General features: G+C 49.0%; 17 protein-coding genes and 2 pseudogenes. 17 read left to right on the forward strand and 2 right to left on the reverse strand.

Annotated elements, in window-relative coordinates:
* Nucleotides 1–132: 132 nt before the first annotated feature.
* From FYJ45_RS31420 to FYJ45_RS30585, 17 genes and pseudogenes are all read left to right on the forward strand, one after another.
* A pseudogene (locus FYJ45_RS31420) lies at nucleotides 133–414 on the forward strand (DUF1016 N-terminal domain-containing protein); the annotation flags it as partial.
* Nucleotides 388–990 carry a PDDEXK nuclease domain-containing protein gene (locus tag FYJ45_RS31425; RefSeq protein WP_320620667.1) on the forward strand — a complete coding sequence of 201 codons (603 nt, stop codon included), beginning with the start codon at nucleotides 388–390 and terminating at the stop codon, nucleotides 988–990. The pseudogene FYJ45_RS31420 and the gene FYJ45_RS31425, both read left to right, overlap by 27 nt.
* A 522-nt stretch (nucleotides 991–1,512) precedes the next feature.
* On the forward strand, nucleotides 1,513–2,253 hold the full coding sequence (locus FYJ45_RS09080; protein WP_154464349.1) for a plasmid pRiA4b ORF-3 family protein: 741 nt from the start codon (nucleotides 1,513–1,515) through the stop codon (nucleotides 2,251–2,253).
* Nucleotides 2,254–2,459: 206 nt separating this feature from the next.
* Nucleotides 2,460–2,759: a (deoxy)nucleoside triphosphate pyrophosphohydrolase gene (locus FYJ45_RS09085; protein WP_321035440.1), complete on the forward strand. Its 300-nt coding sequence runs from the start codon at nucleotides 2,460–2,462 to the stop codon at nucleotides 2,757–2,759.
* Between the two features lie 298 nt (nucleotides 2,760–3,057).
* The gene (locus tag FYJ45_RS09090; protein WP_154464350.1) at nucleotides 3,058–4,593 is read left to right on the forward strand and encodes a DUF5605 domain-containing protein; all 1,536 of its coding nucleotides are present in this window, start codon (nucleotides 3,058–3,060) and stop codon (nucleotides 4,591–4,593) included.
* A gap of 308 nt (nucleotides 4,594–4,901) precedes the next feature.
* The gene (locus FYJ45_RS09095) at nucleotides 4,902–6,644 is read left to right on the forward strand and encodes a sensor histidine kinase (RefSeq protein WP_154464351.1); all 1,743 of its coding nucleotides are present in this window, start codon (nucleotides 4,902–4,904) and stop codon (nucleotides 6,642–6,644) included.
* Between the two features lie 63 nt (nucleotides 6,645–6,707).
* On the forward strand, nucleotides 6,708–9,062 hold the full coding sequence (locus FYJ45_RS09100) for an alpha-L-rhamnosidase-related protein (protein WP_195841747.1): 2,355 nt from the start codon (nucleotides 6,708–6,710) through the stop codon (nucleotides 9,060–9,062).
* 77 nt (nucleotides 9,063–9,139) lie between these two features.
* On the forward strand, nucleotides 9,140–10,585 hold the full coding sequence (locus tag FYJ45_RS09105) for an FAD-dependent oxidoreductase (RefSeq protein WP_195841748.1): 1,446 nt from the start codon (nucleotides 9,140–9,142) through the stop codon (nucleotides 10,583–10,585).
* A gap of 224 nt (nucleotides 10,586–10,809) precedes the next feature.
* Nucleotides 10,810–12,495, forward strand: a complete 1,686-nt coding sequence (locus FYJ45_RS09110; protein WP_195841749.1) for an extracellular solute-binding protein — start codon at nucleotides 10,810–10,812, stop codon at nucleotides 12,493–12,495.
* 108 nt (nucleotides 12,496–12,603) lie between these two features.
* Nucleotides 12,604–13,527 carry an ABC transporter permease gene (locus tag FYJ45_RS09115; RefSeq protein WP_154464355.1) on the forward strand — a complete coding sequence of 308 codons (924 nt, stop codon included), beginning with the start codon at nucleotides 12,604–12,606 and terminating at the stop codon, nucleotides 13,525–13,527.
* 9 nt (nucleotides 13,528–13,536) lie between these two features.
* On the forward strand, nucleotides 13,537–14,421 hold the full coding sequence (locus FYJ45_RS09120; RefSeq protein ID WP_154464356.1) for a carbohydrate ABC transporter permease: 885 nt from the start codon (nucleotides 13,537–13,539) through the stop codon (nucleotides 14,419–14,421).
* Nucleotides 14,422–14,466: 45 nt separating this feature from the next.
* Complete coding sequence (locus FYJ45_RS09125; RefSeq protein ID WP_154464357.1) at nucleotides 14,467–16,101, forward strand: response regulator transcription factor; 1,635 nt, start codon at nucleotides 14,467–14,469, stop codon at nucleotides 16,099–16,101.
* Entirely contained in the window at nucleotides 16,094–17,584 is a 1,491-nt protein-coding gene (locus FYJ45_RS09130; RefSeq protein WP_154464358.1) for a carboxylesterase/lipase family protein, read from the forward strand. The genes FYJ45_RS09125 and FYJ45_RS09130 overlap by 8 nt, the downstream gene beginning before the upstream one ends.
* A 291-nt stretch (nucleotides 17,585–17,875) precedes the next feature.
* Complete coding sequence (locus tag FYJ45_RS09135; protein ID WP_154464359.1) at nucleotides 17,876–18,034, forward strand: hypothetical protein; 159 nt, start codon at nucleotides 17,876–17,878, stop codon at nucleotides 18,032–18,034.
* An 89-nt stretch (nucleotides 18,035–18,123) separates the two neighbouring features.
* On the forward strand, nucleotides 18,124–18,420 hold the full coding sequence (locus tag FYJ45_RS09140) for a hypothetical protein (protein WP_154464360.1): 297 nt from the start codon (nucleotides 18,124–18,126) through the stop codon (nucleotides 18,418–18,420).
* Nucleotides 18,421–18,503: 83 nt separating this feature from the next.
* A complete protein-coding gene (locus FYJ45_RS09145; protein WP_154464361.1) occupies nucleotides 18,504–19,052 on the forward strand; it encodes a LytR/AlgR family response regulator transcription factor in 549 nt (182 codons plus the stop codon).
* 204 nt (nucleotides 19,053–19,256) lie between these two features.
* Nucleotides 19,257–20,372 (forward strand): annotated as a pseudogene (locus tag FYJ45_RS30585) (DUF6070 family protein); the annotation flags it as partial.
* Here FYJ45_RS30585 and FYJ45_RS09150 read toward each other — a convergent pair.
* Nucleotides 20,372–22,213, reverse strand: coding sequence for a BlaR1 family beta-lactam sensor/signal transducer (locus FYJ45_RS09150; RefSeq protein WP_154464362.1), 1,842 nt, complete (start codon nucleotides 22,211–22,213; stop codon nucleotides 20,372–20,374). The pseudogene FYJ45_RS30585 and the gene FYJ45_RS09150 overlap by 1 nt on opposite strands.
* 1 nt (nucleotide 22,214) lies before the next feature.
* Nucleotides 22,215–22,601, reverse strand: a complete 387-nt coding sequence (locus FYJ45_RS09155; RefSeq protein ID WP_154464363.1) for a BlaI/MecI/CopY family transcriptional regulator — start codon at nucleotides 22,599–22,601, stop codon at nucleotides 22,215–22,217.
* Nucleotides 22,602–23,012 lie beyond the last annotated feature (411 nt).

Here is a 23,012-nt window from a genome sequence, read left to right on the forward strand (position 1 = left end):
GTACCCAAAACCCTCTATTTTCGTACCAGATACAGAGAAATGTCCATCCTCTTGGCTCATTTATCTGAGATATGAAATTAAAAATTTCTTGAAAAATAAGGAAAAAACACTTGACTAAATAGGGAGGAAGAGGGATGGGGTGCAAAAGTAATTGACCGTATGGCCAAGGACTTAAAGGATGCATTTCCTGAAATGTCCGGTTTTTCTCCCAGAAATATTAAATATATGCGTAAGTTTGCCGAGTGCTGGCCTGATTTTCAAATTGTGCAACAGGTTGTGGCACAAATTCCGTGGAGAACAAATCGAATGTTGTTAGATAAACTGGATACTGAGAAAAGCCGTATCTGGTATGCATACAAAACAATAGAAAATGGCTGGAGTAGTAATATGTTGGAATTGCAAATACAGAGTGGCCTTATGGAGCGTTCGGGAAGAAGCACAAATAATTTTCCAGTGGCACTTCCACCAGCGGATTCCGATATGGTCAATCAAGTGTTTAAAGATCCTTACTTGTTTGATTTTCTTGGCACTGATATGCCTCGACGTGAGGTAGAGATTGAACGGCAGTTAACAGAACATATTCAAAGTTTTCTTTTGGAATTGGGACAGGGGTTTGCATTTGTGGGTAGACAGGTGCATTTGGAAGTTGGCGGTGATGATTTTTATATTGACCTTTTGTTTTATCACTTGAAGCTGCGGTGTTATGTAGTAATCGAACTGAAAGCTTGCGACTTTGAGCCGGGATTTATCAGTCAGCTTAATATGTATCAAAATGTGGTAAACGATATTCTGTGTCATCCGGATGACAAGCCTACTATTGGTTTATTACTGGTAAAGGGCAAGAATGAAACCGTAGTAGAGTATTCTCTAGCGGGCTATCAGAATCCTATTGGCGTGGCAGAATGGAAGAATCAGATTGCTAAGGCACTACCTGAAGAATTGCGTAGCAGTCTTCCGTCTATCGAAGAAATCGAAAAAGAGCTGGAGTAATTGTGCCACAGCTTGTGGCACAATTAAATCCGGTTTATGTAGAACATCACTGCCAACAATAAGACGCTTAAACTCTGAAAGTTCATGCGTCTTATTGTTGGTAATGTTCTATAATCAACAAATCATTTTTGAGAGTTGCTGCAGATATTTCAAAAATTTAGTATTTATGATACACTCTAAAAAATATGATGCGAAATGATTTATGGGTAAAAAAGCCAATATTCTACTTGAACAAGAAAGATAATGCTTTCCCCAAGGAGAGATTATACTTGCGGGACATCATTATTACCCACTCAACACATTGCGAGGTTTGTGTGAAATTGTATCGAAAATAAACATATTTTGGCTGAATTAACTCGTTGTGTTACTTTCATAATCAAACAATAAGAGGGATTTCTTGTTAGTGAGGAATTACCAGAAGGGTTTTGAGTATGTGGAATATTGCTATTAACAAAACCTGTCATATACTCATGGAGATTATGAAAACGGTAAAAACTTTATAGAAGCAAGGAGGAGTGTGAAATGGCTTCACAGCCGATTTATCAATTTTATGTAGAATTGCAAGATTATACACCCAAAATATGGCGTCGCTTCCAGGTGCTTGGAAATGTTACTGCGGCAAGGCTTGCCTATATTATCATGACGATGTTTGAAATGCAGGCAAGCCATTTGTTCTGTATCGATGTAATGTACCGTCGAAATTTTTATCAGGCTATGGGTAAATCTTTTCCATCAGAAGAGATAGAAAAACTATTTCCACCAGATAAAATAAAAGAAACCTGCCGTTATGATGTGCAGAATCAAATGACTGTTGATTTTGACGATGAAGAAGCGGAGAATGCAGCGTATGTCAAAATATCACAGCTGGTGTCAAACAGCGGTGATGAAATGGTTCTTTTCTACGATTATGGTGATGGCTGGGAGGTTTCCATTACTCTTGAAAAAATATTTGAGGATAAGGAATTACCGGGAAGAGAGTTGCCGCGGGTTCTAGAGGGCGACGGTTATGGGATTATTGAGAACTGTGGCGGACCAGGCGGTCTTAAAGAATTGGAAAAGGCATTCAAGAAGAAAAGCGGAAAGAAATATCGGGAATTTTGTAATTGGCTTGGATTTGAGGAATTGGATCTGACATCCTTTGATGTTGACGATATGAATTTCAGACTGAAAAAAGTCCCAAGAATTTATGCCGATGCATATGAATTGGGTTTAGAGCCGACAAAACAATCATTAAACTTGCTCACGAGAAAATATAAAAAGTAAATGTTTAATGTAAAGTATGCTTTAAAGAAAAGAACAGGGGATTATCGTGGACAAAAAGCATTGTATGAAACAATTGAAGATCTATCATTGGCGCTATTGTATTTGACGAGGTTTCAGAATAATTATAAATTTTGTCGGTATATGGATTTTGATGTAGTATTCATGGAGGAGATCTTTTAATAATAGTTATTTTTGGTGTATCCAATGTGGAAAAAACTGTGATAGGAAAGAAGGTTGAGGCTGGTGAAACAAAACAGGAAGCCCTTATCAGAGAATGCGAGGAAGAATTGGCAATAGAGCTTTCTGTAGAGGAAGAATTTATGTCTGTAGTACATGAGTATCCAGATATAAAGGTTCGCCTGACATTGTTTAATGCTGCAATTAAAAATGGAGTGCCTCAAAAGCTGGAGCATAATGATATAAGATGGATTCGTAGAGATGAGATTCCCCAATTTGCATTTTGCCCCGCGGATATTGAGATACTGAAACGGATAATGGAAAGCTAAGCTTGCATCTGAAGGCCCGCCTTAGGCCAATACAGTTAAAACCATAAATACCCAATACCATAATCACCCAAAAACATAAACACCTATAACCCAAAAACCCAAAACCACACCCAACCTGCCGCATATCACTGCCCCTCTCTCCTCAGAAGGCCCCTCTGATATGCAGCAGGTCAATTTTTGCCGGAGCAGGTCAAGAATATCACATTGTTGATCTGTTCCGGCCGTTTTATACTTTACTAAAGGCTTAAAATGGCCAAAAATCCAATCAGCCACAAAAAACAGAGGAGAAAAAATAAAAATGTATCAATACGAAATGTTCGAATTAAGCCTCACCGGCGAACCGCCCCAGGGCTCCCAGGCGCTGTTCACTTTCCAAACCGTATTCCATCTGGACGGCGAAGAAAAGACCGTAAAAGGCTTCTACGCAGGAAGCAATACTTATAAAGTACGTTTCCTCCCCAAAAAAACCGGCCTGTATTCCTGGAAAACCGAAAGCAATATTCCCTTGGAAGGACCTGTGGCAGGGGAAGAAGAATGCCTGCCGGCAAGGACCGGACGACATGGTATGGTAAAGACAGAGGGCCTTCATTTTGTTTATGAAGACGGTACGAAATACCTGCCGTTCGGAACCACCATTTACGCCCTTGCCCACCAGAGCGAGGAGATAATTGAACAAACCATGCACACCCTGGAGCACGCCCCCTTTAATAAAGTGCGCCATTGCATTTTTCCGAAGCATTACAGATACAATCACAATGAGCCGCAGTTTTTCCCTTTTGAAAAAAATGCGGAAGGGAAGTGGGATGTGCACCGCCCCTGCATGGACTACTGGGAGCATTTTGAAAAAATCCTGGTCCGACTGGGAGATATGGGAATAGAAACGGATTTGATTTTGTTCCATCCTTATGACCGTTGGGGCTTTTCCATAATGAGTATGGAAGAATGGAAAATTCACCTGGATTACCTGCTCCGGAGACTGTCCGCCTATCCCTTTATCTGGTGGAGCCTGGCAAATGAATATGATCTGATGTTCAACCGTACGATGGAGGATTGGTATGAGATAGAGGAATTTGTCGCTGCCAATGACTGCTATGAGCATTTGCTGAGCAATCATAACTGTCTCCATTTTTACGATTTCACCCGCCCCAATGTGACGCATTGCTGCATTCAGACGGATGGTATGCATAAGGCGGCGGAATGGCAGGAGAGGTATCAAAAGCCGGTGGTTTTTGACGAGTGCTGTTATGAGGGCAACATCGATATGGCCTGGGGGAATATTTCCGCATTTGAGCTGGTGAACCGTTTCTGGCGCGGCTGCGTTCAGGGGGCCTTTGTGACCCATGGGGAAACTTATGTTTCGGAGGACGAGGTGCTCTGGTGGGCGAGGGGCGGCCGTTTGAAGGGGCAGAGCGCGCAGCGGATTGCTTTCCTGAAGGATTTTCTGTACAGCCTGCCATCCTGCATAAGTCCCTGGAAGGAGCCTTTTGTGATGGGGCCGGATGATAGGAACATTACGGCCACAGTTTTTGAGAAACCGGAGGAAGCATATGAACGGTTCCGGGCTTTGGTAAATACAGAGGAACGGGAGCTGTCCCAGGCAAAGGACGCATGCTATTATGGCCATTGCGGGGATCAGGTCTACATAAAATATTTTGCGAGGCAGTGTTGCGCTATGTGTTTCCTTACCCTGCCGGAGGATAAAAAATACGAGGTTGAGATCATCGATGCATGGGAAATGACAAGGACGACTGCGCTGGAGGAGGCCTGCGGAAGGGTCGAAGTCAGGCTGCCCGGCAAAGAAGGGATTGCCGTGATTGCAAAACAGCTGCAATAATTAATTAAACAGCTGCAGTAATTAATTAAACAGCTGCAATAATTGTGAACGTACCGGACGTTACGTATCTTGAACGCACAATCGGGTTCCTGTATACTGGACTATACAGGGTAAAAAACGGAAACAGGCAGGTCTGCGCATTTACTGCGCAGACCGTGGAAAAACGCTGCGCTTCAGGCATCCGGCCCACAGCGCAGCGTTTAATTGGCCGGATGCGGTAACGGTTCGGCCCCGTCTGAACCGTTACAAAAAGACGCTCCGTCCGGCTTCCCGGAGGGGGAAAAAGCTTCTGATATGGGGGAAGGGGCATGAAAAAGCAGGGTATGGTGAGTGTTTTTAAAAAGCTGTACATTCTTTTTGTAATCATCATAGTAATTATCTATGTGAGTACAATCATAATTTTCCTGAAATATGCGAAACAGCAGAGGAATGTGGAAATAGGCGGGATGCAGAGCGCCGTCGTCCATAATGTTTCGGCGCTGGAGCAGCAGCTGGAAATTATTTATAATCTGGAACGCAATCTGGTCAGCGACGGAAGGATTTCGTCCCTGGTATATGACACTTCCCTGAACGGGTATGAAAGGTCCCAGCTGATGTTGGCGCTGCTGGTGAATATGCAGGGCTTTCAGTCGCTGAATAATATCATTGAGGATATCACCATTATTTTTCCCAAACAGGAGATGGAGCTGAGCGCGGTGGAGGGGCATGGCAGTAAGGAATATGTGCCCATACCCAGGAACGGGGATAATACGGCCCGCAGCCTGGTATATTGCGACGGGAAGGCGCAGATGGAGCTGCTGTACCCTCTGACCTATTCCATAGAGGAGGATTACGTCCCTGATTTCGGCGTGAGCATTACGCTTTCGGAGGATTATCTGCAGGAGCTTCTGGAGCTGTTTGGCAGCGGAGAACAGGCGGGCGCGTTTTTTGTGCTGGATGGCGGGGAAGTGCTTGGCCAGCAGCCTGTGGAGGGGGAAGCGCAGGCGCAGCTGATGGACTGCTGGTACCGGGCATGGGAGAAGCAGGGCGGAGGAGAGAGTTTTCTCGGTAAGGGAAGGTGCCTGGGGACAAGCAATCTGTTTATGTCAGAAAGCATTCCCGGCTACGGGATTACCGTGGTTGCCTACCGCAGCGGCAGAGGGATAGGCAGCTCGGCAATGGTGGCTTTGCTTATGATGGGAGTTGTGCTTTTGGTCATCAGCATACTGTTTTTTGAAATCCTCTATCAGACCAACACCGCCGTGAATAAGCCGCTGAAAAAGGTGGTGCAGGCGTTTGGGCAGGTGCAGGAGGGCAACCTGGAAATCCGGATTTTCCATAAGCCCCAGGATGAGTTTCAATACATATATTCGTCCTTCAACCGAATGGTGGAACGCATCCAGGAGCTGATTGAAAACGTAAAGGAGCAGGGCAGGCTTTTACAGAATGCGGAGCTGATGCAGCTGCAGTCCCAGATCAACCCACACTTTTTGTATAACAGCTTCTATCTGATCCGGATTATGGCTAAAAATGAGTCCTATGATCAGATTATACAGTTCGTCACCTCCCTGGCAAAGTACTACCGTTTCCTGAACAAGGAGGTGGAGCAGAATATCCTCCTAAGCCGCGAGGTGGAGCATATGGAGAATTATATCGACATCCAGCAGATGCGGTTCGGGGATAAAATCACGGTGCATAAAGGGCAGCTGCCGGAAAGCGCGGCCGGTTTCCTTGTGCCGAAGCTGATACTGCAGCCTGTCATTGAAAATGCCTATAATTATGGCATGTCGGATATTTTAAAGGACGGCCGGATCGCCATCTCTTATTCTCATAAGGAGCCTTACCTTTGTATTGTCATTGAGGATAATGGGAACGGCGGAAGCAGCGAAAATATTGAAAGAATGCGGGAATACATCCAGGATTATCAGGGTCGGGCAGCCGGACATGCGCTTTCCAATATAGAACGCAGGCTGAAGCTGGCTTACGGGGAAACAAGCGGCATCCTGCTGGAACAAAGTGAGCTGGGAGGCTTGAAGGTGATCCTGCGGATTGACATGAGGGTAACGCTGTAAGCCGTAGGCTGCTTTATACTTTTTTGAAAGGCTGGAATGGCCGCAGAAGGAGGAGGTAAAATTATGTGGAACGAAGCATTATGGCTGGGAGTGCCAAGGGCTGAGATCGAGGAAAAGAAAATATACCAGGGGGATATGAACGGGCGGTTCGCTTACTACCGCCTGGATTTCATGCTGGAGCAACGGGTGGAGCTGAAGGCGGATATTTCCGCCAATTCCCGCTACCGCTTGTGGGTAAACGGACAGCCGGTGCTGTCCGGTCCCTGCCGCGGCGATCAGTTCAGGCACTATTATGAAACGGTGGAGTTGGGGGATTATCTGCGGATGGGGAAAAACGTGCTTGCCGTGCAGGTGCTTTTGTGCGACAGCATGTATGTAAAAGAAGGACCAGGGGACAACCGGGCGCCGTTAAACAGCGTGGCGACCCTGCCGGCGGGGCACAGGCTCGCCGTGGAGGGCGTGCTTAAAGGTGAGGAAGGTAATCCGTTGGGGGAGGTGACAACGGGAAAAGCCCCCTGGAAGGTATGGCTGGACAATACGTTTTTCCTTACAAAGGAACCGGTGGTGAATGGGAATATGGGCGCGCTGACGGAAAGGATTGATTTCAATGCGACGCCGGGCGGCTGGAGACTGCCGGATTTTGACGACGGCGGCTGGCGGGCCGGCGATGTGCTGGAGCCGGTAAAATGCGGGTTTGAGATGATGTTCGGTATTCTCAAGACCTTTATGATGGAGGAGCGTCCCATCCCGCTGCTGTATGAGCGTCCGGCCGTCCTTGAAAAGGAGCTGGGAGAAAGCGTTATGAGGAAAGCAGCCTACGTGACGGTGCGGCCAGGGGAACGCAGGACGCTTCTGTTTGACGGGGATGGGCTTTTCAACGCCTTTTTCCGGTATCAAATCGAAGGCGGCGCAGGGGCGGAGATTTCTTTTACCTATTTTGAAAAGTTCACGAAGGGCATTGATCAGGTAAAAAGGGATGATTATATCAATGGGGAAATCGGGCAGAACGGACAGCGGGATACCATCGTGCTAGATGGCGGCAGCCTGCTTTATGAGCCTTTCTGGTACCGGACCATGCGCTTTTTAAAGATTGAAATTCAGGCGGCGGGGGAGGAAGTGCGTTTTTACAGGCCTGCGCTTTTAAAGACCGGTTATCCTTTAAATCCCGGCTCCTATATCAAATCGGACGCTCCCTGGGTGGAGAAGGTGTATGACATGTGCGTGCGCACCCTGCAGGGCTGCATGATGGAAACCTATATGGACTGCCCTTTCTGGGAACAGATGCAGTACCCTATGGATACCAGGCTGCAGGCGCTGTTTACCTATGTGTGCAGCGCGGATACGAAGCTGGCGGAGAAGGCCCTCCGGGATTTCCATGATTCCATGCTTCCCATGGGCCTGATTCAGGGCAGGGCGCCCAGCAACCCGAAGCAGATTATATCCACCTTTTCTTTGTACTATATTTTCATGCTGCTGGAGTATTACAGGCGTACGGGAGATACGGATATACTGAAGCGTTACCGGGCGGATGTGGACAGCATCCTGGAATATTATGACAGGCATCTCGGGCCGCAGGGACTGGTGGAAAATCTGGGCTTCTGGGATTTTGTGGACTGGCAGGAAAGCTGGCATGATACCATGGGACGTCCCGCGGCGGTACGAAAAGGCCCTTCCACCATTATTAACCTGATGTATGGACTGGCCCTGCTTGACGGGGCCGAAATCAATGAGGCCACCGGCAGGGCCGGCCTTGCGCAGGAGTACAGGGAACGGCAGAAAAACATCGTGGTTAAGATCCAGAGCCTGTGCTGGGATGCAGGGCGGGGAATGTTCCGGGAAGGCCCCTCCTGTCAGGAATTTTCCCAGCATGCCCAGAGCTGGGCGGTGTTAAACGGCATGCTTTCCGGGGAGGATGCGCGCAGGGTGATGCGCAGGACCTTTGAGGAAAAGGATGTGCTGCGCTGTTATTTTTCCACCTGCTATGAGCTGTTCCGCGCCTGTGAAAAGGCGGGCTGCTATGAGCTCACCGCCCGGCAGATGGACTGGTGGATTAAGCTGCTGGAGGAACATTGCACCACCTGCCCGGAAACACCCTCCAATTCCAGAAGCGAGTGCCATGCTTGGAGCGCGCTGCCCATGTATGAGCTGATCAGCGTCATGGGAGGCATCCGCAGGGAAGCGGGCAGTCCGGCGCGGGTGGAGGTCTGTCCCCATCTGGACTATGTTCCCAACCTGGAGGGCGGCATGCTCACCGAATATGGGCTGGTTACCTTCCGCTATTATCCGAAGGATGGCGGCATGCAGTATGAGCTGACGCTGCCGGAGGGAATGGAAGGAAGCTTCCGGGGAGCAAACGGCGGCAGCACTGTGCTGAGGGCCGGTAAAAATGAGATCTGGGAGCCTGTGAAAAAGGCCTGAAAAACAAGGTGATGGATATAACAAATAGTAAAATATCAGCCGGGGCAAAGCTGTCCCCGGCGGCGTGGAGGTTATTTATGGAACATACGGATGTGGTAATTATCGGTGCGGGAGGCGCGGGCATGATGGCCGCGCTGACGCTGGCAAAGGCCGGCAGGAGCTGTGTTGTGCTGGAGAAGGGAAAGCATTTGTCCGTAAGCAATGCGGCCAGGGCGGGCGGCCCTTCCCTGGCAGATACTCTTTTGCAGGAGGAGGAAAACTGCGCCGTTTCAGCAGAGATGTTGTTTAGGCATATGTATGGATTTTCCCGGGGCACCGTGGACGGCGGCCTGCTGTACCGGTGTATCAGAAACGGAAGGAAGGTTGAGGCGCTGCTAAGGGAAAGCGGCATTCAACTGAGGCTGACGGAGGATTTATACAGTGTTGGCTTCAGGGCCAGGCATTTTTTTGAAACGCCTGCGCCGCAGCGGTGGGAGCTGCTTGCAAGGAAGCTTGCGGAATACGGCGGCAGAGTGATCCTGAATGCCTGCGCCGGGGAGCTTTTGACGGAAAATGGCAGGATATGCGGCGTCCTGGCCGTTGACGGACAAAGCGGGGAACAGACGGCGTATTACGGAAAGGCGGTCATCATCGCCAGCGGCGGCTATCTGGGAAATGAAGAGATGCTAAAGCAGCATTTCGGGGATATTACCGTAGGCCCGCTGGGCAGCCGGCTCAGCGATGGGGCGGGGATCGCCATGGCGCTGAAGGCCGGAGGCATGGAGGATCGCAGCTGGGGAATCTGCGCCGGGGAGTTCGGCGGCTATCACAGCAGGATGAAGGGACGCTTTCCCGGGAATATGCGCTGGGCCATGACCGGCGGTCTGCTGGTGGACCGGGAGGGCCGCCGTTTTATGGATGAACAGCTGCTGGCGGATCAGCCGCTTTCCGTGGGAGGGGAAGCGACCCTGCGCGCCGGAAGCTATTATGCGGTGCTGGACGAAGCTTTTTATCAGGGCATACGTTCTGCCAGGTCGGTATACGACTTTTATGGCCGTCCGGAGGAATGGAAGACTGGAAAGTCCGCCCTTGACAGGGGACCCTGGCCCTTCCCGGAGGATCTGGAAAGGGATATCAGTGAGGGATGGGCTTTTTGCTGCGGCAGCATTGAGGAAGCGGCGGCGCATTTTTCTCTTCCTTTTCTGGAAGAAACGGTTACGCGCTACAATGCCATGTGCGAAGCCGGGCAGGATACGGAATTCGGGAAAAACAGCTGGCTGCTGAAGCCGGTGGCAAAGGCGCCCTTTTATGTATTTGCCTACGAACCCAGCGCCTGGTGCACCATAGGCGGCGTGAAGACGGACGCCTTCTGCAGGGTACTTGACAAGAAGCAGAAGCCAATTTCAGGGCTTTATGCGGCTGGTGTGGATAATGGAAGCTGTTACTGCGCTCCGTACTATGATACGGAGGGCGCATGTCTGGGGCTGGCCTTCACCAGCGGGATCACCGCGGCGGAGCATATTTTGGGTAACTGGTCCGCCTGATTGGTCCGCCATATTATGAATGGCATGGCTGAACAGTAAACATTTTGCAGGCGGCAGTTCGGGTAATGGGACGCTGTTTGGGAACAGGTCAATTTTTGAACCGGGATATCAAGAAAGTTGCATTGTTGGATTCCGTTTTCCTTTTTATACTGGCCTTAGATGAAAAACACAGCCGGGAAGGCAACGGACGGCTGGAGGAAAACAAAACTCAAGGAGGAAAACACATGAAGAAGAAAATTGCGTTATTGCTGGCGGCGGCAATGACCGTAAGCCTGATGGCAGGCTGCGGAGGGGATTCCGGCAGTGCACAGACAGCGGGAAACAGCGAAGCGGCCGGCGCTGTCGCCGAGGAAGAGGTGGATCCCAGATTCAAATATGAGGAACCGGTTACCCTGACCTCTTATTTTGAAATCTCACCGGCTTTGGGTGAGTTCAATAAGGAAGACATGCTTAACAGCGTTTATTACACCAGGATGACCGAAGAAACCAACATTTCCATCGACTGGCTTTGGTATGCGGCAAACACGCCGGATGATTCCCAGCAGAAGAAGAGCGTGGCAATTGCCTCCGGTGAAATCCCGGATTTCATGATTGTCAACAGCTCCCAGCTTTCCCTGCTTGCCAAGAGCGACCTGATTAACCGGAACATCGGTGAGGTGTTTAAAAAATATGCATCCGATGAGCTGATGGCATGGACGACCGGGGAAGGAGATGCCGCGCTGGAGGCCGCAACCGATAAGGGAGAAATCATTGCGATTCCGCTGGTGGATTCCTCCATTGATAAAGCCCCCATGCTGTGGATCAGAAGAGACTGGATTAAGAAGCTGGGCCTGGAGATGCCCAAAACCCTGGATGAACTGTACAATGTCATGGTTGCCTTCCGGGATCAGGATCCGGACGGAAACGGGAAAGACGATACCATCGGCATGGTATTCCACAATAACTTCCTCAGCGCCGGACTGGGCGACGGCGTGGGCGTTTTCAACGGCTTCGGCGCTTATCCCACCGCCTGGATTGAAGACGGGAACGGCGGTCTGGTATATGGATCCGTGAAGGAGGAAAATAAGGATGCGTTAAATTTCCTTGCAAAAATGTATCAGGAAGGGCTGATTGAACAGGATTTCTCCTCCAATGACGAGGTAAAGGCGTCCGAAGCGGCGGCTTCCGGACGGGCGGGCATCCAGTACGGCCTGATGTGGAACGCCAACTGGCCCCTGAATTCCACAGTCCAGAACGACATAGAAGCCGACTGGGTAGCCCTTCCCATTCCCACGGCTGTGGACGGGGATGCAAAGCCCCAGATTTCCCTCGCCATTACAGGCTATGTTGTGGTAAATAAGAAATGTGAGCATCCGGAGGCAGTGGTGAGAATGCTGAACTTCTGGGTTGACAAATACGGATATTCCGGAGAAGAATATAATGATTATCTGGTGAAGGATGCCAACGACGTCCTGAACTTCCCTCTCCACTGGGTTATGCTGAAGACCTGGTTCCCCTTAAAGAATCTGACAATCCACAACAATATTGTGGCGGCGCTTGAGAGCGGTGACAGCTCCTCCCTGAATGCCGAGGAGCTGGTAAGCTATAATGACATCCAGAATTACCTCTCGGGCGATATCGTGACCAGCTACGGCGGAATGAAGACCTTCGGCAATGACATGTCGGCTTACGATACCATGAACGAATATTATGAGAAGGATATGTTCATGTGGGATAAGTTCACCACCGGCCCCACACCGACCATGGGTCAGAAGATGTCTACTGTGACGGATAAGGTGATGGAGTATTATACCAAGGTTATCATGGGCATTGAGACTACCGACAATTTCGATGATTTTGTCAAGGAGCTGAATTCTCTGGGACTTGATAAAATAACGGAAGAAGTAAACGAGTGGTACGCAGGTAAGTAATCATGAAAGGGAGCTGGGCATAAAAGGCGTGAGAGTTCACACAACGTAAACTATTGCGAAAGGGCCTCGCTCCCTTTTTGTGAAGTAAGCAGAGAGAAGGGGACTGGGATGAAACAGAAAAAAAGCCTGGGCACAATTATGAAGAGGGAATGGCCGCTGCACGTAATGTTGCTGCCCGCAATCATTTTATTAATCATTTTTGCCTATCTTCCTATGGTAGGTATTGTAATCGCCTTTCAGGACTTTGTCCCGTCGGGCGGGATGAAAGGGTTTTTCACCTCCGAATGGGTGGGACTTGATAATTTCAAATACATTTTCGGCATGAAGGATTTCCGGCAGGTGCTGGTGAATACGCTGGTCATCGCGCTTTTGAAAATCATTGCGGGCATTATCGTGCCACTGATTCTGGCGCTTTTGCTAAATGAAGTAAATAACAAGGTTTTCAAGAAAGCGACGCAGACGATCATCTATGTTCCGTATTTCCTTTCCTGGGTGGTCCTGGGCGGTATCCTGGTGGATATTCTTTCACCTACCAGCGGGATTGTAAATACCGCGATTACTGCGCTTGGCCATGAACCCGTCTTTTTCCTGGGAAGTCTGGAAACCATCCGTGGAACCCTGGTGGCCTCCGATGTATGGAAAGGCTGCGGCTATAATATGGTCATCTTCCTGGCGGCGCTGACGGCCATTGACCAGAGCCAGTATGAGGCGGCTAAGGTAGACGGCGCAGGCTATTTTAAACAGATGCTTTATATTACGCTGCCCGGCATCCTGCCGCAGATCATCCTGGTGACGGTCCTGGGCATGGGCAATATCTTAAACGCAGGCTTTGACCAGGTATTTAACCTGTACAGCCCCATCGTTTATCAGAAGGCCGATATCCTGGACACCTATGTGTACCGCCTGGGTATGCTGAATCTGCAGTACAGCGTTTCCACCGCAGTGGGGCTGTTTAAATCAGTGATTTCCTTTATCCTGATCGCCTCATCCTTCACCCTTGCAAAGAAAATTGCAAACTACAGAATTTTTTAGGAGGCCGTTATGAAAATAAAATCATCTCCTGCAAGAAAGGCATTTCTGGTAGTCAACTATTTTTTCCTGACGCTGGTCATGTGTATCTCCCTGTTTCCGCTGGTGCATGTGTTCGCCCTTTCCTTAAGCTCCAACTCCGCGGCGCAGGCGGGCTGGGTAACCATCCTCCCGGTGGATTTCACCCTGGATTCCTATCAATATATCCTGGCAAAACCGGAATTTTTCCAATCTTTCGGCGTGTCGGTGGTCAGAGTGGTTCTGGGGACCCTGCTCAGCATAGGGCTCACAATCCTGTGCGCTTATGCCATGGCTCAGCCGGATGAAAGATTCCATGCGAGAAAATATTATGTCTGGGCGTTCCTGGTGACCATGGTATTCTCCGGCGGGCTGATCCCTCTGTTTATCGTAGTGAAATCCGTGGGAATCTACAACAGTATCTGGGCGCTGATACTGCCCGGCGCGGTGCAGACCTTCAATATCATACTGATGCTGAACTTTTTCAGGGGCCTTCCCTATGCGCTGACGGAATCCGCGCTGATTGACGGGGCAAACCACTTCCAGATCATGACGAAAATTATCGTGCCGGTATCCAAGCCCTCTCTGGCGACCGTGGGTCTGTTCACCATGGTAAATCACTGGAATTCCTGGTTTGACGGCATGATTTACATCAGCGATACCGCCAAGTATCCGCTGCAGACCTACCTGCGCAACGTCATCCAGTCGGTGGATATCGCCAGCATCGACCTGACCAGCGTGGGCGCCATGACAAATGTGTCACAGAAAACCGTGACGGCGGCGCAGATTTTCGTGGCGATTATCCCCATCCTTCTTGTTTATCCGCTGCTCCAGAAGTACTTCATTACCGGTATGACGCTGGGAAGCGTGAAGGAGTAGCAGCGGGCGGTACTGGCCCAAATGTGGCGGGAGTGAGAAGAGACTATGTACAGTGTTTTGATTGTTGATGATGAAAAAATGATCCGGGATGACGTATACGGCCTGCTTTCCATGGAGGAATCCCTGGAGCTTGATCTGACGACGGCGGCCAGCGGGGTAGAGGCGCAGGCCATCCTGGAAAAAAGGAAGATAGATATCGTGATTATGGATATCAACATGCCGCAGATGTCAGGTCTGGAGCTGTACGATATCGTCAGGGAAAGATGGCCTTTCTGTAAGGTCATCTTTCTCACGGGCTATTCTGATTTTGACTATGTGTATAAGGTCCATAAGCATGCAAAGTATGTGCTGAAGGCGGAGGAGGATGAAAAGATACTGGAGGCTCTGCGGGAGTCTGTGGAAGAAATCGAGAACAGCCTCCTGCTGGAACGCCTGACCGATCTGCAGCGGGAACAGCAGAAGAAACCCCTGCTCCATGAAAGAAGCATGTTTTTACGGGAGCTTTTTGAAGGATACAGGGGCCTGTCCCAGTTTACCGGGGAGCTGTCGGTACAGCTTGGGATCGATCTGGATCCGGAAAAAGAAGTGTATTACCTCCTCCTCAGACATGAAGCCTGGTACTGTGAGAATTACCAGGAGCAGCAGAATGCCACCCAGGACTGTTATCAGCTGCTGGAACGGTATTTCCTGGATTTCATGCGGGGCGCCTTTTTTGAATACAACAAGAATTACATCGTACTTCTTCTCCAGCCTGAAAAGCTGCTGCACGAGGAAACTATTGTAAAAATGCTGGCCGGCGCGGGGGAGCTGTTCCAGAAAGCGCTGAAAAAGAACCTGGGCAGGACGGTATCCATCCTGGTGGGGGAACGGCCGGTCACTCTGTCACAGCTATTGCAGGAATTTATCGGCATATGCGACCGTATGATCTGGCTGTCCGGGGAAGAGCTGGTGCAGGAGGGGCTGCAGAAGGAGGCACTCGCCAAAGAAACCCTGCCGGAGCACAAAAAGCAGGAGCTGATGCAGATGCTGTGGCGGCTGGAATATTATCTGGAAGGGATGGAGGAAGAAAATTCCCTGAATGTGCTGCGTCAGCTGCAGACAGAGCTGCAGAGCGTCAAGAGCATGCACGATCTGTTCGCGCTGGAGGCATACTGCACCATCAGCTCCCGGCTGATCGGCTGGATCAAGCGCCTGGAGCTGCACGAGGAGCTGGCCTTTCGGGTAGGCATCCTGAATTTGTACAATGTGTCAATGCATGCCAACTGGCAGGATGCCTTCGGCTACCTGCGGCATGTGGCGGAGAGCATTTTTTCCCTGAAAAACCAGAGTGTGGAAAAGCAGACCGAGGATGTGGTGAACCAGGTGAAAAAGTACATTGTGGAGCATCTGGACGGCGACACCTCCCTGTACAACCTGGCGGAGCAGGTACATTTCAGCCAGGAATATCTGCTGCGGATTTTTAAGAAAAAAGAAGGAATTACCATCCTTCAGTATATCAATGACTTAAAGCTGGCTGCGGCCAAGCAGCTGCTCACGGATTCGGAGCTGCAGGTAAGAGAGATTGCGGACCGGCTGGGCTTTGCCAGCCAGGGCTATTTCGGACGTTTTTTCCGGAATAAGACGGGCCTGACGCCCAATGCCTACCGGGAAGCGGAAAAGAGGAAAATTGAAAATGGATAATTATGTGGTTAAGACAGCCTCCGGAAAGGTCAGGGGCTTTGCAGAGGATGGCCAAATCGCTTTTCTCGGCGTCCCCTATGCCATGCCTCCTGTGGGAGAGCTGCGGTTGAAACGGGCGGTTCCGGTAAAGCCCTGGGAGGGCGTGCTGGACGCTGTAGCATACGGCCCCAAAGCGGTGCAGTATAATGACGGCGTATGCGAAGGCTCAGAGGACTGCCTGACCTTAAACATCAGAAGACCCATGGAGGGAGAGAAACTTCCCGTACTGGTTTATATCCACGGCGGCGGCTACAACTCCGGCTGTGCCTCCGACGAGCTGTACCACGGCAAATCCTTCGTCAGCCACGGGATTGTATATGTCAGCTTCCAATACCGTCTGAACGTCTTCGGTTTTTATGATTTTACCGGCTATCCCGGCTGTGAAGAGTTTGACAGCAACTGCGGCCTGTCGGACCATATTGTTGCCATGCAGTGGATTCATGAGAATATCCGGGCCTTCGGCGGCGATCCTGAAAGGGTGACGATAGCCGGAGAATCCGCCGGGGGAACGTCCATGATAGCGCTGATGGCCGCGCCGGGCGCAAAGGGCACCTTCGGGCAGGTAATCGCTTCCAGCGCCCTGCCGAACTGCTTTTTTACCAAGGAGACGGCAAAGAAGAACATTGACCTTTTTCTGGAAGGAATGGGCTGGACAGAAAAGAATCTGCCGAGACTGAAGGAAATCGAAGCCTATGAGGTACTAAAGGGAAACGAATATGTGGCAAAAGAGCATCAGTACCGCAATCCCGGCATTTTCCTGCCTACCGTTTCCATTGACGACCTTTTGCCTGAAAGGCCCCTGGAAGCGATAGCGCGGGGGAGCGCAGAAGGAATCCGGCTGATGATTGGATCCAACCTTCATGAAGGAACCATGTTTGTCCGCCCGGAGCAGACGAATTTTCCCAATTCCTGGGATATGGTAAAGGAAATGTTTGTGAAGAACCACAATGAGGCGGGCTTTGCACGGATAAAGGATTATTATGAAAAAAGAAATGACGGCAGCGTCAATGGGGTGGAGATGGCTTTCATCAATTTTGCCACGGATTATGCGTTCCAGATGCCCGCGGTGAGGACGGCGCAGGCCCAGAAGGGCCATGGCCCGGTATGGATGTACCGTTATGAATTTATGTCGCAGATGGCGCGCAAGACAGGAATGCTTTGTTCCCACGCCATGGATCTGCCCTGCGATTTCAACTGCCTGGAATTCGGCTTCAGTGCGTTTGTATTTCAGGATGAACCGAAGGAAACGGTGGAGAAGATCGTCAATGATGTGCATCTGCGCTGGGTGAACTTTATCAAGACAGGCGATCCCGGGCAGGACTGGCCGCAATATGCAGGCTATGACTCCCCGGTCATGATTTATGACCGGATGGGCGGGGCGCAGCAGCTTGACAGGACTGAGATGATGGACGTGTGGGGAGATATGAGGTTTTATGAGGATTAGGAAAGCTGTGCGCCCGGAATCCTGAAAGGGCGGCGGCTTAGGAAAAAAATGAAAATACGGATCCGTCATGGCGGTCATTAGCTGACTGCTGGCGGATCTGTTTTTTGTTTAAAGTCAGGAAGGGCAGTGCATTTACTGTGGCGGTTAATAAGGCAGACAGGGGAGCTTATGGAACAAGGCAGCTATTTTCACCGGAAACAGATACAAATTTCGAATTGTACCAAACTTTTCTTCCTTTTCATTATACTATAAGGATATATTTATCTTCTTACAGGAAAGGAGTCTATAAAAATGGCATGTCGATTAAAAATAATTTCCGGTGTTACTATTTTTTGTATCCTTACCGGATGCGGAAGAAGTTATGCAGATGGTTTTTCAGTTTCCGGCTCTTCGAAAGATTTTAATGAGAGCGGGACATTTTATGGGCAAGACAAAAAAATACAACCATAAATTTAGAGGGAACCCTTGAAAACGAAACGGGCAGTATAAGTATCAGATATCTTGCGCCGGATGGTTCGGAAAATCTTATATTTAGTGATGTGGGTACAATTAACCAAAATGTAGAGATAGAAAAAGGAACAGGTGAAATCTTTTTTGTTGGGGAAGAAGCGGAAAACAGTATTGATTTTGATTTAAAGATTTGCTTTCCTGAGGAGGTGCATCTGACTCTTGAGCAAAACAGCTTAAGTGATTTGGTTGAACCAATTCTAAATGATATTATTTCGGATGAAATAATACCGGACGAAATAATTCCGGAGGATAATGATCAAAAACAATATTGCAGAACGGCTGCTGATTGGGATATGGATAACTGGCCGGAGAGTTTCGGCGAATAAAAAGTTAAAGTTGTATTCTGGTTTTTAATCATATAGAATATAGACATCAATTATCTTATTCCCGTTTACAGAAGGAGAATATTATGTATAAAATTGGAATCTGTGATGACAGCAAGCTTACATGCACAGAACTTGAAAATATGTTGAGAGACATTATGCAGAGCCTGAGAATAGAAGCAGAAATTGAACCATGGTATTCCGGAGAATCGTTATGCAAATATCTGGAAGCCGGGAACCGGTTTGAACTGATTTTTCTGGATATAGAACTGTTAAAGTTAAGTGGGATTGATGTTGGAAACTACATCAGGAATTATCTGGATGATTTAAAAACCAGCATAATTTATATCTCTTACAACAGAAGTTATGCAATGCGGCTGTTCAAAATGCAGCCGCTTGATTTTCTGGTAAAGCCGCTGCAATACAATTCGGTCAGAGAATCAGTTGAAATGTTCCTGAAACGTGCCGGAAGAAAGAAGACATTTCTTGAATACCGGACAGGGAATAATTACTGCCGGGAAATGTGTGAGGATATCATATATTTAACCAGTGATAATAAGAAAATCCATTTGATTACAATTGCAAATAAGGAGATAGAATTTTATGGAAAACTCAAAGCGCTGAAACCACAGTAAAAAGTTTTATGCTCACATGCTATTCCTGTTCAAGCTTGGTTTACAAGCATGGTTTACCGGAAGAAAAAATCTTGACTTTTAAATCTTACATATGTAATATATAGAACATAACAGCAATATGGCGCACAAAAAAATATTTCTTACATGCGTAGGAAAAGGAGAAAATAATTGAAAGAGAAAGGATTTGCTTCTATTTTAATTATTATGATAACAGCGGCTTTGGCAATAACCGGCTGCGTTAAAAACGCGGCGGTCACGCCTTCAGATAAAGAGGAACCTGTGAGAATAGAAAATACCGGCATTCCCGCAGCCATAAAAGAAGAACGGACGTCGGAAGAAACAGCGGAGCTTTACCGTGACATTTACGAAAACGCCGCCTCCAATCCGTCTGCCACTTCTGCCGGCAGCGCAGCCTCATACTATGACAGGCTTCCGGTCATCCGCCAAATCGTAGAAAGGCTTGGTTCTTACGGATACGCGGCCATTGACTCAGAAAACAAAAACCAGCTTAACATGGTCAATCCCGGGCTGATAGAAGACTTTTGCAGGAAAGTGGAGGAAAAAAAGGAGGCCTGTGCCACACTTTTTTCAGTTATGGAAAATCTTGGTTTTATCCGTTTTGATTTCGTTACTTCAGAAGAAATGGAAGGAAAAGTCCATGTTACAAGAAGCGTCCTCTGCTGGATTGGCGATATGCCCAGGGTTACTGATAAATACAGCTATAACGCGGCCATATGGGAATACACAAAAGAAGGCTATCTGTTTTTCGAAGAAAATACGCCTGTGGCATACGACGGCCCGCCCGGCTATACGGCAGTGAGGGTGAAACCCTTGGAGGAGGAATGCAGGGAACTGAACCGGCATTATATCCTACCCATAGGCTATGGCGCCAACAATATGTTCCTGACGGACTGGAATGAAGAAAATTTCGGGGAGCTTGATTTTTATGATCTGTTCCAGCTGCTGTACCCCTTTGTATACTATAGGAATTCTCCCTACGGGCTGACCGTTGACGGAGCAAAATATCGGGTGCCGGAGGAAGAATTCAACCGCGTGATCATGACATATTTTAATATAGATGAAGAGACCCTTCACAGCTGTACGAAATATCTGCCGGAGGGAAAATACTATGAGTACCGCACAAGAAGCTTTCTTGATTATGGAAATTCCCCCAATACCCCCTGGCCGGAGGTGACTTCCCGGAAAGAAAATGCGGACGGTACGATCACGCTGACGGTAAGTGCGGTGTGGCCGCAGCGCCATTTGGGAAGGGCGATGTCTTCGGAAGTAGTAATCAGGCCTTTGGAAGACGGCGGTTTTCAGTATGTTTCCAACCGCATCATCGATTCGCCGGAAAATGTGGAACCCGACTGGTATGAAATCCCCAGCCGGGATAAAATGTCTTCTGTGATTTCCGCGGCCCTGCTGCCTGCCGCGCCGTCGCTTCCCTGAATATTTGCGGCAAAGCAGTATACCTGTCCTCTGGTTTCCACATACCCTATGAACCAGCCGTTCACGTCTTTGCCATCCACCCGTCCGGTTCCTGTTTTGCCGTAAAGGCTGCCGTCCGGAGTTTGGGACAGAAGCATTGCATCCTTTACCGCCCGGATATTGGCAGGCGCAAAGCCGAAGTCATTGCGGTACAGCTTTATGAGAAGCGCGGTCTGCTCCATGGGAGAAATTTTCAGGGAAGCTTCCAGCCAGTAGGAGGACAGCCCTGCGCTGCTGTCCTGGTTTCCATAACTTATTTTGTGCAGATAATCCTGAACCCTCCCGGCGCCCAGCCGGGAATCTATGGACTGAAAATACCAGTTCACAGAATTTTCCATAGCGGATGCCAAATCCTGATCGGAGTTCCAGGCCGCAAAGGGATAGGCCGTCCCGTCCCAGGGCAGAACGGAGGCGTTGTGTGCGATGACCCCTTCCTCCAGGCCGAATAAGGCGTCGTAAACCTTGTAAGTGGAGTCCGGGGAAATACGTCTTTCTGCCTGGGCGCGGTTGTAAACGTACCAGGTATCCTCCTGCATGTCATATAGGACAAAGCTTCCGTCAAGGTCCCCGAAATATTCCCCATAATCAACGGAAACCACATTCTTAAGAGCTTCCATTGTAAGCGCGTCCTCATCCTGCGCAGCGCGGATAGACAGATATGGAGCAAAGCTAAACAGCAGCAGTGAAATAAATGCAAACACAGCGACGCTCAACGCTTTTTGGCGGAAGGAGGGAGCCTTATAGGAGGCTATGCTGCGGATGCGCCGTTTCAGCTGCTTCATGCTGCCGCTCATACCGGCGGTGAAAGGAAACGGCCGGAGAGAGATTTTTTCGGCAAGGCTGATCAGCGTGTTCCCATAGGCGACGTATTCTTTTTCCCCAAGCAGTTCCAGCACGGAGGTATCGCAGGCCGCCTCCCTGTCGTTCTGCATTTCCTTCAGGGCGGACCATACAAAAGGATTGAACCAGTAAAGGATGCCGGCCAGATTCATCAGATGATTGCCAAACGCGTCCTTATGCTTATAATGCTGCAGCTCATGAAGCAGCATATAACGCATATCCACGGAATTAAAGTCGGATATCAGGTGGATCGGCACGTAGATCCGAGGAAAAAAGAGTCCGGTAATCACAGGGGATTTCAGAAACGCCGTGCTGTAAACCGGAACCGGTTTTTTCAGCTTCATCTCCCGCAGACATTCCCCGTATAAGGCGCGCACCTCCAGGTTCTGCAGGGGAAGCGCCGACTGCCTGATCCGGTATAATTCAGCCTGCGTTTTTATGACCCTGAAAAGCATAACCATGATTCCTAGCAGCCACAGAAGAAAAAGGGCGCGTCCGGCGCCGGAGGACGTCCTTCTGCTGACAGATACTGCAAAGTCAGGAAACTGTCCCTCAGGCGCTAAAGCCCGTGCACCTGCGCCTTCCTGCAGGGAGGGCAGCAAGGCTAAAGAGGAATGGAAAAGATCTGCTCCTCCCGGCAGCTTCAGAAAATCGGCCGGTATCAAAGACAGAAAAGGCGCCGCAAGAAGCATAAGAAAACAATACCACAGACTGTACTGCATCCTGTAAGTGAGCACCCGTCCCAAAAGCTGTTTTATGCCAAGGAAAGAAACTGTCAGCAGGATTAGAAACAGATTGTTCATTAAAAAGCGAATCATAAAATCAGACATATCAGTTTCCTTTGTCATTGTCCGCATCGTCCAGAATCGAACGCAGCGTGCCGATTTCTTCGGCGGAGAGTCTGTCGTTTTTGATATAGGCTGACAGCATGGCAGTGATATCGCCGTCATAGAAGCGCCGTAAAAAGGAATTGCTCTGCTGGCTGATATATTCATTCTCCTTTACCAACGGCGTATAGACGTATACCCGCCCTTCTTTTTCATAGGTAAGGGCGCCCTTATTTGTCAGGCGCTTGATCAGGGTCTGGATGGTTTTGGCACCCCAGCTGGTGGTTTTCATTAAACGGTCGGTTATTTCATTGGTGCTGACAGGCGCATACTGCCATACGATTTTCATAATCTCGAATTCGGCCTCGGATATCTGTGGTAAACGGTTCATAAAGCTTCCTCCAAAATCTTACGTTTGTAATAAAAATATTATATAATCACTTCCCCGACGTGTCAAACATCCTGCCTTCTTTTCCAAAATCAAAGACTCCGCTGCAAGCAGCGGGGTCTTTGAGCCTCGCGGCAGTCGCCAAATATCCATGCAAGCATGGTTACTTGGCTCGTTGCTCGCGGGAATAAATGTACAGACCGCTAATAAAAACGTCGTCACTGTGCCTGAAGTCACTGTGCCTGAAATATGACGGAAGCAGACGAAGGAGCATTTCACAGGCCGTAAAATCCGGGGTGTAAATTCTCCCATATTTATGTTGAATAAGCCGGAAATAAATGATAGGATGGATCGGGGGACAGCCCTGGGGACTGTGAACGAAACCTGCGATGATGATTAAAAAGGAAAGGAAAA

Source organism: Eisenbergiella porci (genome assembly GCF_009696275.1).
GTDB lineage: Bacteria > Bacillota > Clostridia > Lachnospirales > Lachnospiraceae > Eisenbergiella > Eisenbergiella porci.

Excerpts from the sequence above, each read along its gene's own strand:
- FYJ45_RS09105 (WP_195841748.1), top strand. The coding sequence starts at position 9,140 with ATGGAACATACGGATGTGGTAATTATCGGTGCGGGAGGCGCGGGCATG.
- FYJ45_RS09095 (WP_154464351.1), top strand. The coding sequence starts at position 4,902 with ATGAAAAAGCAGGGTATGGTGAGTGTTTTTAAAAAGCTGTACATTCTT.
- FYJ45_RS09145 (WP_154464361.1), top strand. The coding sequence starts at position 18,504 with ATGTATAAAATTGGAATCTGTGATGACAGCAAGCTTACATGCACAGAA.
- FYJ45_RS09110 (WP_195841749.1), top strand. The coding sequence starts at position 10,810 with ATGAAGAAGAAAATTGCGTTATTGCTGGCGGCGGCAATGACCGTAAGC.
- FYJ45_RS09080 (WP_154464349.1), top strand. The coding sequence starts at position 1,513 with ATGGCTTCACAGCCGATTTATCAATTTTATGTAGAATTGCAAGATTAT.
- FYJ45_RS09115 (WP_154464355.1), top strand. The coding sequence starts at position 12,604 with ATGAAACAGAAAAAAAGCCTGGGCACAATTATGAAGAGGGAATGGCCG.
- FYJ45_RS09125 (WP_154464357.1), top strand. The coding sequence starts at position 14,467 with ATGTACAGTGTTTTGATTGTTGATGATGAAAAAATGATCCGGGATGAC.
- FYJ45_RS09150 (WP_154464362.1), bottom strand. The coding sequence starts at position 22,213 with ATGTCTGATTTTATGATTCGCTTTTTAATGAACAATCTGTTTCTAATC.
- FYJ45_RS09120 (WP_154464356.1), top strand. The coding sequence starts at position 13,537 with ATGAAAATAAAATCATCTCCTGCAAGAAAGGCATTTCTGGTAGTCAAC.
- FYJ45_RS31425 (WP_320620667.1), top strand. The coding sequence starts at position 388 with ATGTTGGAATTGCAAATACAGAGTGGCCTTATGGAGCGTTCGGGAAGA.
- FYJ45_RS09100 (WP_195841747.1), top strand. The coding sequence starts at position 6,708 with ATGTGGAACGAAGCATTATGGCTGGGAGTGCCAAGGGCTGAGATCGAG.
- FYJ45_RS09090 (WP_154464350.1), top strand. The coding sequence starts at position 3,058 with ATGTATCAATACGAAATGTTCGAATTAAGCCTCACCGGCGAACCGCCC.
- FYJ45_RS09130 (WP_154464358.1), top strand. The coding sequence starts at position 16,094 with ATGGATAATTATGTGGTTAAGACAGCCTCCGGAAAGGTCAGGGGCTTT.
- FYJ45_RS09135 (WP_154464359.1), top strand. The coding sequence starts at position 17,876 with ATGGCATGTCGATTAAAAATAATTTCCGGTGTTACTATTTTTTGTATC.
- FYJ45_RS09155 (WP_154464363.1), bottom strand. The coding sequence starts at position 22,601 with ATGAACCGTTTACCACAGATATCCGAGGCCGAATTCGAGATTATGAAA.